The following is a 13011-nucleotide window of genomic DNA, read 5'->3' as shown; positions in this document are numbered from 1 at the left end:
GTGCCCCATTTACTTCCCAGGAGATCCACCATGAAGATTGAACGATTCACCGCCGACAACACCGCCTTGCTGCTGATCGACCATCAGGTCGGCACGATGCAACTGATCAAGAACATCGACAGCGAGCTTGCAGCCAAGCAATCGATCGCGCTGGCCAAGATGGCGAAGATCCTCAACATCCCGACCGTGATCACGTCCAGCCAGGAAGATCACGCCCAGGGCCCGATCCTTCCGAAGATCGCAGAGATCCTGCCCGAAGCGCACGCGGCACGCATCAAGCGCCCCGGCGTGGTCAACGCCTGGGCCTACCCCGACTTCCGCAACGCCGTGCTCGCCACCGGGCGCAAGAACCTGATCATGGCGGGCGTCACCACCGACGTGTGCCTGATCTTCCCGTCCATCGACGCTGCGCAAGAAGGCTTTGCCGTTCAGGCCGTGATGGATGCTTCGGGTTCGCCCAGCGATCTCTCCGAAGAGTTCTCCCGCCAGCGCATGCACGATGCAGGCGTGGTGCTCACCGCCACCAACACGCTCATGGCGGAAATCGCGCAAGACTGGTCCACGCCCGCCGGGCAGCAGCTGATCGGCTTGTTGTTCAGCGACGTGTTCCCGGCCCTGGGCGCCGGCATCGTCTGAACCACGCCTGAAGACCGCGACATGCACCGCCCATCGCATGGACCGCATCCGGTAGTGCTTGTCCTGGTCAGCGCCTTGATGCTGGCCGGATGCTCGTTCGGGAATCTCAAGCCGTCGTCCACCCTTGGCGACCCCGCAAGTCTGTCGGCGAAAGACGCGCTGGGCGGCATCTCGGTTTCCGACGCCCGCTGGCCACAGGAAAAGTGGTGGAAGGCATTCGGCGACGATCAGTTGAATCTGCTGGTCGAAGAAGCCCTGGCCGATGGTCCAGGTTTGCGCGGTGCTGCTGCGCGTGTTCGCCAGGCTGAAGCGCTGCAAGGCCTGGCCCAGGCCCAACGAATGCCCCATGTCGACGCCAATCTGGTCAGTACGCGCGAGAGGTTCAGTGAACACGGCATCACGCCCTCCCCGGCCGCCGGCACCTGGCAGACGGTCAACCAGGGCACGCTCAATGTCGGCTACGAGCTGGATTTCTGGGGCAAGAACCGAGCTGCCGTCGAAGCGGCATTGGGCCGTCTGAAGGCGGTGGAAGTCGATCGCTACGCAACCGAGCTCATGCTGTCCTCGGCCATCGTCCAGGCCTACATCGAGCTGCAGCAGGGCTGCGAACAGCTTGCGATCGAACAGAAGATGCTCAGGCAGCAGGAGCAGATTCTTTCGCTCACGCGTCGGCGCTTCGAGGCTGAGCTCGACTCCCAGATCGACATCAAGCAGGCACAGGCATCCATTCCCGCCACGCGCGCCAGGATCGCAGCATTGGGCGAATCCATGGAGCTGAGCCGCAACAAGCTTGCAGCCTTGCTCGGCAAAGGGCCGGACCGGGGACGCGCGATCGCCACGCCCCGGCTCCAGCGCCCCGACACGGTGACCATTCCCAGTGTCTTGCCGGCAGAGCTTCTCGGCCACCGCCCCGATGTCGTTGCCCAGCGCTGGCGCGTGGAGGCTGCGAGCCACGAGATCGAAGGTGCCAAGGCGCGCTTCTATCCGAACGTCAACCTGTCTGCCTTCGTGGGCCTCCAGAGCCTGGGCTTCACCGCATTCACGGACAGCGGCAACCGCATCCTGGGCGTGGGGCCCGCCATCAGCCTGCCCATCTTCGAAGGCGGGCGGCTGCGCGCCAACCTGGCTTCGCAGAACGCCGCCTACGACCTCGCGGTGGAAGACTACAACCAGACATTGGTCAATGCGCTGCACGACATCTCCGACCAGTTGTCCTCGATTCGCTGGTTGCGCGAACGAATCGATCAGCAGCAAGACGCCGTGAAGACTTCGAACGAAGCCGCGGAGCTGGTCAACAAGCGCTACGCCGCGGGGCTGGCCACCTACATCCAGGTGCTCTCCACGCTGACGGATGCACTCGCCCAGCAGCGCCAGCTCGTCCAGCTTCAATCCCGCGGCCTTGCGCTGGAGGCCAATCTCAGCCGCGCCCTGGGCGGTGGCTATGTCCCGGCTTCGTCCGGCCATGGCACCGACAGATAAGGAGTCCACATCCGTGAATCAAAGTGTCCATCCCGATCCCGCACCGCCCCCACCCAACGCGGCGGGTGATACCGGCGATAAGAAGGTGCCCTTGCGACTTCAGACGCGCGGCAAGGTGGCGCTCGCCGTCGCCCTGGTCCTCCTGGTCGCAGGAATCGCGTGGTACGGCCTGCAACGCAACACCGAGCGCACCGAAGATGCCTACGTGGACGGCAATGTCGTGCAAGTGACCTCCCAGATCGGCGGCACCGTGACGGCCTTTGCGGCGGACAACACCGACCATGTGAAGGCGGGCACGTTGCTCGTCACGCTGAACCCCGTCGACCAGGAAGTCCGCCTCGAGCGCGCCAAGACAGAGCTGGCCAAGGCCGCGCGGGTGGCCAGGACGCAGTATTCGCAAGTCCAGCAGTTGCGCGCCGAAGTGGCGCAGCGGCAGAACGACGTGCTCAAGACCAGGGCCGACCTTGCACGCCGTTCCAAGCTCGCCCCCAGCGGCGCGGTCTCTCGCGAAGAGATCAGTCACGCGGAAGACGTGCTGAAAAATGCCGAGGCCGCATTGACCGCCGTGAACCAGTCGCTGGCACAACGGCGTGCCATGGTCGATGGCACCAGCCTCAGAACGCACCCCGATGTGCTGACCGCCGCCACGAACTTGCGCGATGCATACATTGCACGCGTGCGCACGTCCATTCTTTCTCCCGTGGACGGCACCGTCGCCAAGCGCAGCGTGCAACTGGGCCAGCGCATCAATCCAGGTGTGGCACTGATGTCCGTCGTCCCGCTGGACGAACTGTGGGTCAATGCCAATTTCAAGGAATCGCAGCTCGAGCATCTGCGCATCGGACAGCCCGCCGAGCTGACGGCCGACGTCTATGGCCGCAACGTGGTCTACCACGGGAAGATCCTCGGCCTGGATGCCGGAACCGGCAGCGCCTTTGCACTCCTGCCTGCCCAGAACGCGACGGGGAACTGGATCAAGGTCACGCAGCGCGTTCCGATCAGGATCGCCCTGGACCCCAAGGAGATTGCACGACAACCGCTGCGCATCGGACTGTCGATGCGCGTTTCGGTGAACACGAGCGACCACGGTGGAGAAATGATCCGCAAGGACGTTGCGCCGAATTTCGTCTACAAGACCCAGGTCTACGACCATGAATTGAGAGACGCCGACGCCATCGTGGAGGCGGTCATCCGGGCCAACGAAGGGCAAGTGCTGGCAGCGGAAAAATAATGGACCTGCTCGTGTACAGAAAACATGCCGCGCTGCTGATCACGGTCTGCCTGCTCTGCGCTCTCGAATTCCTGCAGACCGGCATGCTCGCATTTGCCTCGGTCCCGATCCGCGGCGAGATCGATGCCAGCCCCGAGGAGTACAGCCTCGTCGCCGCGCTCTACGCCTGCGTTGCGGTGGTCGTGATCTCCAAGCAGCGGTGGCTGACCGAACGGCTGGGATGGCGCAGCTACATGATCGGCTCGATCGGCGTCTATATTGCGGGCGCCCTGGTGTGCGGCATGAGCCACGACCTCGGCACATTCGCCACGGGGCGGGTCGTCATGGCATTGGGCGGTGCATCGTTCATGACCACGTCGCGGATCATGGTCAACCTCATTCCACCGGGTCCGGGCCGATTCGTCGGGATCAAGGTCTTTGCCGTGGGCCTGGCCAGCGGCACGGCTGCGGCACCGCTGATTTCATCCATGGCAGTCACGCACGACACCTGGCAGGCGATCTTCTGGGTTCTCATTGCCGGCTCGGTAGTTGCCGCCGCACTCTCCCTCCAGTTTCTTCCCAAGGATCCGTCGCCCGAGCACGAGCGCACGAGAACCAGCCCTGCGCGCCTGCTTCTGCTGACGTTCGCATCGTTCTTCGTTCTCTTCGTCCTGCAACGCTCCTACTACGACTTCTACAGCGACACCGGCATCATGCTGGTGTTCGCAGCGCTGGCCGCGTTTTCGCTCTACACCTACTTCCATGTCGAACACAGCCATGAGCGGCCCCTGCTGAAGATCCGGCAGCTCATGACCTCCCGCTACGTGGCGGGCGTGGCCCTGTTCTCTTTCAGCTATGTGATCCTGGGGGCCAACAGCTACATCGTGCCGTTGTTCCTCCAGGCGGGCCTGGGCTATTCCTGGGAGACCATCGGCCAGTTCCAGTCCATGGGGCTCGTCGCTTCATTGCTGACATGGCTGGTGATGCTCCGGTTGCTGCCCAGGCATCCGGCACCGAAGAAGTTCTTCATCGCAGGATTCTTGTCGCTCGCAGCCTTCGGCTGGCTGCTGTCGTCGCTCGCGCCGGTTGCAGACATGTGGCGGCACATCCTTCCTGCGCTGGCCTTGAACGGGTGCTTCGTGATGCTGGTGCTGGCGACGACCGCCATGCAGACCTTCCGCGACGTTGCCGGCGAAGACACGCTCTTTGCCAATGCCCAGCAGGTCAAGAACATGCTGGGCCAGATCGCCATGGCGATGGGCACCAGTGTTGCGACCGTTTTCATGCAGTGGAGAAGCACCGTGCAGTACGGCTCGCTGAACATTCGGCTGACCGATCACGACCCGATCTTTTCGCACCAGCTGCAACAGCTGAGCCAGTTCTTCTCGCTGTCGCACGAGTCCGGCCAGGCCGCTCAAATGGCACTGGCCGTGCAGGCGCAGCAGATCGGCCAGCAGGCTTCGCTGATGGCGGGCATCGAGTACTTCTGGATCGTGATCTGGGTCGCGGCGCTCGCGCTGGTGGTCTCCATGTTGCAGCGGGTCTTCCGATGAGCAGGGATTCCTTTCCTTCCGGCGTCTCGCTCTCGCAGGAGCGCGTGCCGCAGATCGTCGTTGTCGGCGCATCCCTCGCAGGCCTCACGCTGGCGCTCGCCTGTGCGACGAGGGGCGTGCCTGTTCATGTGGTCGAGCGTTCTGCCCGGCGCGTGCACGGTGGCGACAGCCTGAGCATCGATCTTGCTGCGCTCGCAGCGACCGTGGGCCACGACCCGCGTGCGCACCCGGTCCTGCCCGTCGTGCCCGCCTATCGCGATCTGACGACCTGGCCGGCGCTGTACGCGTGGTTGCGTGACCGGGCTGCCGAGACGCCTGGCATCACCCTCGAAGAAAACAAGACCGTCGTATCGGTCACAGACCTTGGCGACAGGGCCCAACTCTCCTTTTCGGATGGAACGCAGAAGGTTGCCGATGCTGTGATCGGCGCGGACGGGTATCACAGCATCGTTCGCCGCACGATTGCGCCGGACACTCCGTTTGCCCGCTATGCCGGCTATGTCGTGTGGCGGGGGCTAATCGAAGAACAGGCGCTGGTGCGTCCTGTCCCCTGGCCATCGAACGGCGGACTGTGGATCGAGTTTGTCGACGGATACCGTCTGGTCGCCGCGGTGCTTCCCGGCCGTGACGGCTCGACGGACATCGGGCGGCGCCAGGTCACGTTCGCATGGTTCGATGTGCACCGCGAGGAGTTGCTCCGCCGCACCCATCGCCTGACGGCGGACGGCCACATCGTGGGAACGCTCGGACGCGGAACGATCGACGAAGATGTCCGCGCGGAATTGCTGGCGCTCATCCCACAGGTCTGGCCGCAGACATGGGCGGAGGCGGTGGCTGTCGGCGTGCGTTCGACAGACGTGCTGAGCGGCGCCCCCATTGCCGAATACGAACCGCAGCGGTTGGCACGCGGCGCGCTGGCGATCGTTGGCGACGCCGCCCACGTCGTTTCACCCATGACCGGACGCGGCTTCGCGACCGGGGTGGAAGATGCGGCGGTGCTGGCCCGAATGCTGGCGCAGCGGCGTGCGAACGAACCCGCTTCCGCTGCCCTGGCCCGCTACGAGGCCGCGCGATTGCTCTTTGTTCGCGCGCTGGTCACCCATTCGAGGCGGATCAGCGCCGAGTATCTTCGCTATGCCGCAGCGGCTTGAGCCCGACCGCCCAACGGCCGGCTTACCGCGCGAACACGATGTCCTTCACCATCGGCTCGAACGGCACCGAAAGACTGACGATGCACCCTTCGCGATCAGTCAAGAAAGTGACGGCAAGCCAGTCGGGCAGCAGCAGTTGCAACCCCTGCGGCAACTCGAAAGTCTCATGGTGCCGGTGGACCATGGCGACGCGCAGGCCGCGCCACGACCAGCGCAATGCGCCACCCTGCTCCTTGATCGACATCAGGCCGTAGGCCGGGTGCTCGTAGCTGCCAGCGTAGGCCGCAAGGTCGTGTGCCGGTTGCGTCTTCGTGCGATGGAGCTCCTCCTGCGCGGCCTTGCCGGCCTGCACCTGGGCCAGGGCTTGTTCCCGCTGCTTGCGGCCGCGGCCGCGCCAGTCGATCGGCTCGCGGCCACGCAGCCGGTCGATGACCTGCCAGGTCAGCTTTCTGGCCACCCCTTCGTTAGGACTGCGGTTGGTTAAGACCGCGACCCCGATGCCGAAGTCCGGCACGAGGGTCGATGTCCCTTCTGGATATCGGTCTGTCGAAAGCTGCGGAATAGCGGATTGATCGCGCGCAGAGGGTTGTGCGATGCGGGCGAGGGAGCACCCTATACGTCGCCCTGCGCCTGGGGCGCATGCCCGACCGGGGCGGCGAAATTCTAGCTATGCGCTGCCGCTGCGGTAAGTCCAATGAACTTGGCTTCCGATCCGGCAACTCACAGCAAGCTTGGAATTTTGCGCTTGCTCACTGGCCGGATGTACTTCGCCAAGGTCACGTCCGATTTGTGCCCCGTCTGCTCGCGTATCTGCCATGGCGCCATGCCGACGAGCGCCGCTTCCGTGCAGTAGCCCGCGCGCAGACTATGACCGGAGACCGCCTTGGTGGCGGCGGCACCATGCACGCGCTTTACGGAACGCTTGACGACCAGTGCGACGGACTGCGACGTGAGTCCCTTGGTGCCGACGAGATTGTCGTGCCGGCTGACCCACCGGAACACCGAGCCGCGGTCGATGCCCGAAAGGGTCAGCCATTGTTCGAGCGCCGCGACCGGACACCGCTCACTGTCCTTCGCGTGCGGAATCCACACGGTGCGCCCGACGCCCTCTTGGTCCGTCTTAGATCGCGGAAGGTTAATCTCCACGCCCTGCTCGAAGCGCGTGATGTCGGCGCACTGGATTGCTACCAGCTCGGAACGCCGCAGTGCCCCGGCAAAGCCGACCAACAGCAACGCCCGGTCGCGTGTCGCCTTCAAGGGCTTCTGCCGGTTGACCATGACCAGCATCTCCAGCAGGTCGGTCTTCACTAGCGCCTTCACGCGCCGTTGCGCCACGCCGAAGGTGCGCCGAATACCCTGCATGGTGCGCTTGACTAGGCGGTCCATGACTGGCGACTTCAGCCCCTGCTCGGTGTGCGCCTGGTGGAGTGCGATCAATCTTCGCTGGATGGTTGCGACTGCTTGTGTCCCCGCGAACGCGGCGGCGTAGTTGGCCACCATCTGCGGCGTGGCCGGTATCTTGCCGCCGTGCAGGCGGAAGTGCTTCAGATCGCCCGCATAGGCTCGGCGTGTCGCCGCCGACTGGGCCGCGGCAGTGAAACCATCGACCGCCGCAGAAGTCGGCTCGAACGGCGTTTGCGGTGCTGGCCTAGGCTCGCTGCGCGTCGTCGGTGCCACTGGCGCGCGTGTCGGCGGTGCTTTGCCGGCCATCAGTACTCCTCGGGGAACAGCAAGCAGGTGCTGGCGCGTTGGCCGCCCTCGCCAACCGCTTCCGTCACGATCCAGATCACCGCATAGGCCACGGTGTAGGAACTGATCACGCGTGCTCCCAACAAGAGAGCCTGATCGTTGGACTTTGCGTCTTCGCTGTCGACGTTGCCCCAGTCGCCATGCTGATGGCGCGACAGCAGTGCGGCGGGGAAGACGGCGTGCTTTTCGAGATGGGCAAGCACGGCCGGTGTTGCGACTACAACGCGGCCGAGATCAAGTACGGGCTTGTAGTTCTTGATGACTTGCAGGTCTTGCGCGGGCACGGGTACTTTGTCGTTCGGCATGGGAACTCCTTGGGTTGAGGTCGATTTGCGGTAACTCAGAAACGACAAAGCACGCCGACCGCACCTGATGGCGCGAGTGGCGTGCTCTGTGGGGAATGCCGTAGATGGCTACGGCAGTAGTGGGACTGGTGTTGCTACATCAGTCGTTCATCAAGTACTTCTGAAAGTGCGCGAGCCAGAGGTCGTAGCCGACGCGCTCCTTGTCGCGATGGCCGCTCATGTGGCCGCGGAATTTGCAGGAGTCACGCATCGCGGTGTAGCCGTCCGGCGTCCCCGGAAACTCCTGCCCGGTGGCGTCCAGCACGAACTTATCTCCATTGCGGGTGTTCGCGCACTTGCTGGTGTTTTCGGCTCCAGCCCTTCTCAGGCGCCACGGCCCGTCGAAGTCGTGGTACTCGTCTGGGATGATCGTGATCTCCGCGCTGCCGCCACGCGCGTTCATCCACGTGACCTGCCGCTGACATTCCGACGCCAAGGCGATGTCGTCCTTCTCTCCGTGGATGATCAGGAAGGGAGTCTTCTTGAACCTCTCTATCGTGTTCTTTTCGATGCAGGCCGGATAGATGGAAACGACGGCGTCGAAGTCGCGCAGCTTGCCCGCTTGCTGTTTGACGATCTGCCCGATGTAGGGACGCAAAACGTTGATCGCCGATACCCCCGACATGCTCTCGCCCATGTAGCCGATCTTGGCGTTAGCCCATTCAGGCATCGCGCCGAGTGTTGCAACAGCGACCATCGCGTCAATGGACATGTTGAAGCCGTCCAGCCCCTTGGTACGGCCCGTGGAAAGATCGGCTGGCGTGCCGCTGGACTGGCCGCGAGCAGCAAAGCTGTCGAGGACCACGGCGTTGATGTTGTGCTCCATCAGGAAGCGCGCGTAGTCGCCGTGTCGTTTGTCCAGCCCGCCAGCGTTGCCGCTCAAGATCACCAACGCCTTGCGGCTGCCGTCCTGGGCGCGCCCCATGTAGGTCGGAATCTGGATCGAAGCGCACTTGAAGCTGGGCGTGGCCCAGAACCCCGAGCAGTTGTAGCCGGGGATGTAGGACTGCTCGAGGCCCGTAGGCCTGAAGGCAATATCCTGCTGTGGGGCCTGCGCGCGCGAGGCACCAGACACCGCGATCAGCAGAAACACAAGAAGCGGGATGGCGATCTTCTTCATGGAGTCCTCTTTCGATGGGAGGGAGACATGGGGCGCGACCGCGACGCAAGGGACACGGTCGACGAGATGCGGTGTTGGATTGCCCGCTACTGACTCTTGAGTGCGAGGCGGATCTGCTGTGCCAGTACCTGGATGTTCTGTCGCGTGACCGCAAAGGTCTTACCCTGGACCGTGCCTTCCTGCGGCACCAGCAGCGTGATGCCTTCGGCCGTGTCCTGCCGACCGAGGACGACCTTGACGCTGGGCGTGCCCCTGACCTCGAAGCTGTCCTTGGACAGCAAGCTTGTCGCGCTGAACCGAAACGGCACGCCGTTGCGTGCGGCAACGCAGGCCATCCCGACAAGCGGTGCCGGCGTAGCCCACTCGATGAGGTATTGGGCCTTCAGCAGGTCTTCGGGAATGCCGGCTTGCTTGCCGTGCGCCGCGCACTCCCGCGCATCGACGTGCTGTCGAAGCGTGGCGAGTTGCTTCGCTGCAGCGTTCACTGCAGGCTCGCTGCTCGACTGGAAGCGATTGGCCTTCTCCAACGCCGACACGCTCTGGTGGGTCTGCTGTTGCGGTGGTCCAGCCACCAATGTGCGCAAGCTGGCTAGGAACCCAGCCTGCGCCTGACGCTCACGGGCAAGTTCTTCGACGCTCTCTTTGAACAGGGTCGCACTCGGGCCTCCTACAAGTTGTTGGGCCTGAACACAGGCCGCGTAGAACTTCGGCAACTCCAATTGACTTTGCGGTGACAGCGTCAGAAGGTCGCGGGGCAGTTGGTTCGGCTCGGCGCACGTGATGGTGAACGGCGGCTCATCTGACGCGTTGCCGGCGCGCCGCTGCACATAGGCCCATGTCAGCACACCATCTCGCTGGCCAACCTGCGCCGCGCCGCTCTGAGCCACTGCGGTCTGGGCACTGGCCTGCCGGACTTCCTGAGCCAACAGGCGGTCGCGCTGCTGCAGCGAGCCCTTGAGCAACTGGAACTGTCGCAGCGCATCAGCCCGCTCAGCATCCTTGAGGGATTGCGGGCCGGGAGCGGCGGCTTGGCATGTTTCGTAGCGGCGCAGGGCCTGTTCAAGGAACTCGGGCTTCCAGTCGCGCGCACGCACGCCGTAGATGATTCTGTCCAGCCCGCCCACACCCGCACCGTCTATCTCGGTCAGAAGCTCCAGGCGGATGGGGCAGTTGAACTGAGGTGTCTGCGCGAACACAGATGGCGCCAACGCTGCAAGACTCGCGACCAAAGTAGCTCGAATCAACATAGCGGGCCTCACGCGAACACCAGCAGGATGTCGAGGGCGAGGAGCACGCACCAGGTAATACCGTACAACTTGCTATGCCCGAAGACCTTTGCCCGGCTGAAGAGGTAGTACGGCAGCGTGATGGGGTCAGCCAGGCCTAGCTGCTTGACCGCATAGCCTTGCTTCTGCAGTGACAAGTAGTCGATGCACAGGAACAGCCACATGAGCGCCACACGCAGCAGGAAGATCTGAATCAGCGTGAGCCAGCCCCAGTTGTCAGGGTTGCCCCAGAACAGCACGGCTAGGACCGCCACGATGATTGCAGTGAAGAGCGGGCCGAGTGCGGCCACCCATGCGGTGCCGTTCTTGACCTGCGACAGCTCTGGCACTGCGGGCATCGAGCCACTCTCCTCTCGGCCAGCCAGGATGAATGCCGCCGCCTTGAAACCATGGGCGTTTGCGGCCATCAGGGTGACCATGGCACCGGTGCGTAGCGTGAACACGATCTTGGGTGCAAAACCGTGCTTGCCTTCGGTCACGGATGCGATATCGGTCTTCTCGATGGTCTGCCCGCTCGCGGCAATCATTAGGCGCTCGTTTGTGACGACGAGCTCTGTCTCCTTCACGTTGAGCTTACTCTTGAGCAGGGTGCCGTCACCCTCGAACAGGACGGCTTCCTGAGGGCGTGGTTGGAACTTCATTGATGCCTTCTCCAGTTGTAGATTTATGAATCTATGTTGGACGCGCAGTTTGCCAGATATAGATTCATCGTCTATGGATTTATCGTCTATGGCTGAACAGACTTCCATCCATGCGGAAGTCGTTAGCCAAACTGCCAACCAAGGAAGAGGTCCAAGTTGGCTTTGGTGATGCCGTGCGCGCTCTTCGGGATGAGCAAAAGTTGACGCAAGAGCAGCTTGCCGAATCAAGCGAGATGCATGTCACTTACATCAGCCAGATCGAACGTGGACTTAAAAACGTCTCGCTGTTCAACATCTACCGCATTGCTCAAGCACTGAGCGTGCCGCCGGGAGAACTACTGAACGCGCCCGGCAAGCATCCGTCACGGCGCTAGCCGCCTCTACTACGCCTTCCCTTTCGCCGTCGCCTTGGAAATTTCTAGGTAGTAGATCGGCGACTTCGGCGTGATTAGCCTCTGAATCTCAGTCGTCACAAAAAACTTGGGCTCGACAAAGTACGCCGGATCGATGACGTAGTGGAAGGACTTGACCTTCTCTGTGGCCCTAACGTGGTGCCACAGGACCCAACGGCCAAACTGTTTCGCTGGGTTGTACAGCGCCGTGATGAGCGCCACGTCCGGCAGCGCATCGATGGTTGCGCATTCCTTCTCTTCTGCCTTGAAGCCGTACTGCCGCAGGATGGCGGCCAGGGTCGGCGCGTACGGCCAGTCCGGTCCATGCGGCGCCAGGCCGTGCTTGACGGCATCGTTCATGATCGTGTCCAACGGCTGGTTAGTGATCATCGCGAGGCAACTCAAGCCGTCATCGATGCGGATGTTCGGCTGCATCTCGACCCGGGTGAATGGCGAGACGAACCCCTCAGGCAAGCCCCCCTCCGTGGTAGCGCTCTTGGGGGAGGCTGCGGACTTCACAGCTTTCGTTGCGACTGAATTCTTGGTCTTGGTTGCCATGGGAAAGAAGCTCCTTGTTGATTGAAGAAGCGAGCGCCCATGCAGCGGCCCGACCTGCCAGCCGATGGCCGCGGAAGGGAATGCAAAGAGGAAGGGCGAAGGTCTGCGAGATTGAAGCTCAGGGCCTCAGTTCGCATCTTGCTGCACTGCTGTGCGCTCGGTCAAAACCTGGCTTCGGCGAACGAAAACAGCACTTTGACAACCAAATCATAGCCGCCTGCGGCCAGTGGGGGGCGCCTAAATAACTTTGCCAGGCAGCGACTTTTTCCTGGGTCAGGCCCAGCCTGTCGCTCTTCTCCGAAGCAACCCGTGAGCAACCCAGACACCCAACGGGTCGCGCCAATTGATACTCACATAGCAGAGTTGATTTGTCCCCGCCAAGACCGGCAGGGCGTTGAAGGTGAAGCGGCTTGGAACCTGCTCGTTAGGGTGGTTCGAGTATCTAAGAATCGATTCCGCGCAAACGTAACTACCGTATTCTTCGACATATGGTGCGTCACCAGACGCGTAGAACTTTCCACGCCTTGGCTCGTCAAGGCCGCTGAGCTGAAATTCAAGCACCTCGTGGCGAAAGATCAGCTTGTCGACCTGGGCATCAAAGGACGCGACGCCTGGGCTTACGCAGCCCACAGTCAACTCACCAAAATAGCTGCTGCTCCAGTCTGCTGGAATCACGCAAAAGCTCAGGCCTGTGGCGTCCTGCTGTGAAATGGAATCACTCAATTGATGCCCCCAATAACGCACCTTCGGTGGATGGATCTGCGGTGGGGCATTCTAGGGTGTTGGAGACAGTCGTATCGACGGCCAACAGCCTTTGATAGTAGCTTTGCCAGCTGAAGCGTGATAAGCTAAAAAGCTTTTATTTATCAATCACTTGCAAGCATTTTTGGCG

Annotated in this window: 14 protein-coding genes; 6 read left to right on the top strand and 8 right to left on the bottom strand. The window is 62.6% G+C overall.

Features of this window, described 5'->3' with window-relative positions; translation table 11 throughout:
• Positions 1-30: 30 nt before the first annotated feature.
• From BLW48_RS30965 to BLW48_RS30945, 5 genes are read left to right on the top strand one after another with little or no spacing between them, the layout of a single operon-like run.
• Complete coding sequence (locus tag BLW48_RS30965; RefSeq protein ID WP_093179414.1) at positions 31-636, top strand: isochorismatase family protein; 606 nt, start codon at positions 31-33, stop codon at positions 634-636.
• Between the two features lie 21 nt (positions 637-657).
• On the top strand, positions 658-2115 hold the full coding sequence (locus BLW48_RS30960; RefSeq protein WP_093179412.1) for an efflux transporter outer membrane subunit: 1458 nt from the start codon (positions 658-660) through the stop codon (positions 2113-2115).
• The gene (locus BLW48_RS30955) at positions 2078-3346 is read left to right on the top strand and encodes an HlyD/EmrA/EmrK family protein (protein ID WP_256331025.1); all 1269 of its coding nucleotides are present in this window, start codon (positions 2078-2080) and stop codon (positions 3344-3346) included. The genes BLW48_RS30960 and BLW48_RS30955 overlap by 38 nt, the downstream gene beginning before the upstream one ends.
• Before the next feature lie 11 nt (positions 3347-3357).
• Positions 3358-4878, top strand: a complete 1521-nt coding sequence (locus BLW48_RS30950; RefSeq protein ID WP_093179461.1) for an MFS transporter — start codon at positions 3358-3360, stop codon at positions 4876-4878.
• Complete coding sequence (locus BLW48_RS30945) at positions 4875-6029, top strand: FAD-dependent monooxygenase (protein WP_093179411.1); 1155 nt, start codon at positions 4875-4877, stop codon at positions 6027-6029. Before BLW48_RS30950 ends, BLW48_RS30945 begins: the two co-directional genes overlap by 4 nt.
• A gap of 22 nt (positions 6030-6051) precedes the next feature.
• Here BLW48_RS30945 and BLW48_RS30940 read toward each other — a convergent pair whose 3' ends face one another.
• The 6 genes from BLW48_RS30940 to BLW48_RS30915 all read right to left on the bottom strand — a co-directional run bounded on the left by BLW48_RS30940 (position 6052) and on the right by BLW48_RS30915 (position 11169).
• Positions 6052-6543 carry a DUF3471 domain-containing protein gene (locus BLW48_RS30940; RefSeq protein ID WP_177142473.1) on the bottom strand — a complete coding sequence of 164 codons (492 nt, stop codon included), beginning with the start codon at positions 6541-6543 and terminating at the stop codon, positions 6052-6054.
• A gap of 206 nt (positions 6544-6749) precedes the next feature.
• Complete coding sequence (locus tag BLW48_RS30935; protein ID WP_256331024.1) at positions 6750-7739, bottom strand: site-specific integrase; 990 nt, start codon at positions 7737-7739, stop codon at positions 6750-6752.
• Entirely contained in the window at positions 7739-8083 is a 345-nt protein-coding gene (locus BLW48_RS30930) for a hypothetical protein (RefSeq protein ID WP_218137550.1), read from the bottom strand. Before BLW48_RS30930 ends, BLW48_RS30935 begins: the two co-directional genes overlap by 1 nt.
• Positions 8084-8222: 139 nt before the next feature.
• A complete protein-coding gene (locus BLW48_RS30925) occupies positions 8223-9242 on the bottom strand; it encodes a dienelactone hydrolase family protein (protein WP_093179408.1) in 1020 nt (339 codons plus the stop codon).
• Between the two features lie 86 nt (positions 9243-9328).
• Positions 9329-10438 (bottom strand): hypothetical protein, encoded by a 1110-nt coding sequence (locus BLW48_RS30920; protein WP_143047833.1) that lies wholly within the window; start codon positions 10436-10438, stop codon positions 9329-9331.
• Between the two features lie 59 nt (positions 10439-10497).
• Positions 10498-11169, bottom strand: a complete 672-nt coding sequence (locus BLW48_RS30915) for a hypothetical protein (RefSeq protein WP_093179405.1) — start codon at positions 11167-11169, stop codon at positions 10498-10500.
• A gap of 110 nt (positions 11170-11279) precedes the next feature.
• Here BLW48_RS30915 and BLW48_RS30910 point away from each other — a divergent pair, with 110 nt between their 5' ends.
• Positions 11280-11543 (top strand): helix-turn-helix domain-containing protein, encoded by a 264-nt coding sequence (locus tag BLW48_RS30910; RefSeq protein WP_093179404.1) that lies wholly within the window; start codon positions 11280-11282, stop codon positions 11541-11543.
• Between the two features lie 9 nt (positions 11544-11552).
• Here BLW48_RS30910 and BLW48_RS30905 read toward each other — a convergent pair whose 3' ends face one another.
• Complete coding sequence (locus BLW48_RS30905; RefSeq protein WP_093179402.1) at positions 11553-12119, bottom strand: hypothetical protein; 567 nt, start codon at positions 12117-12119, stop codon at positions 11553-11555.
• 273 nt (positions 12120-12392) lie between these two features.
• The gene (locus BLW48_RS35195; protein WP_143047832.1) at positions 12393-12842 is read right to left on the bottom strand and encodes a hypothetical protein; all 450 of its coding nucleotides are present in this window, start codon (positions 12840-12842) and stop codon (positions 12393-12395) included.
• Positions 12843-13011: the final 169 nt, after the last annotated feature.

Source organism: Variovorax sp. YR266 (assembly GCF_900107295.1).
Taxonomy (GTDB): Bacteria; Pseudomonadota; Gammaproteobacteria; order Burkholderiales; family Burkholderiaceae_C; genus Variovorax.
This window is presented reverse-complemented; position numbering and strand designations above follow the sequence as displayed.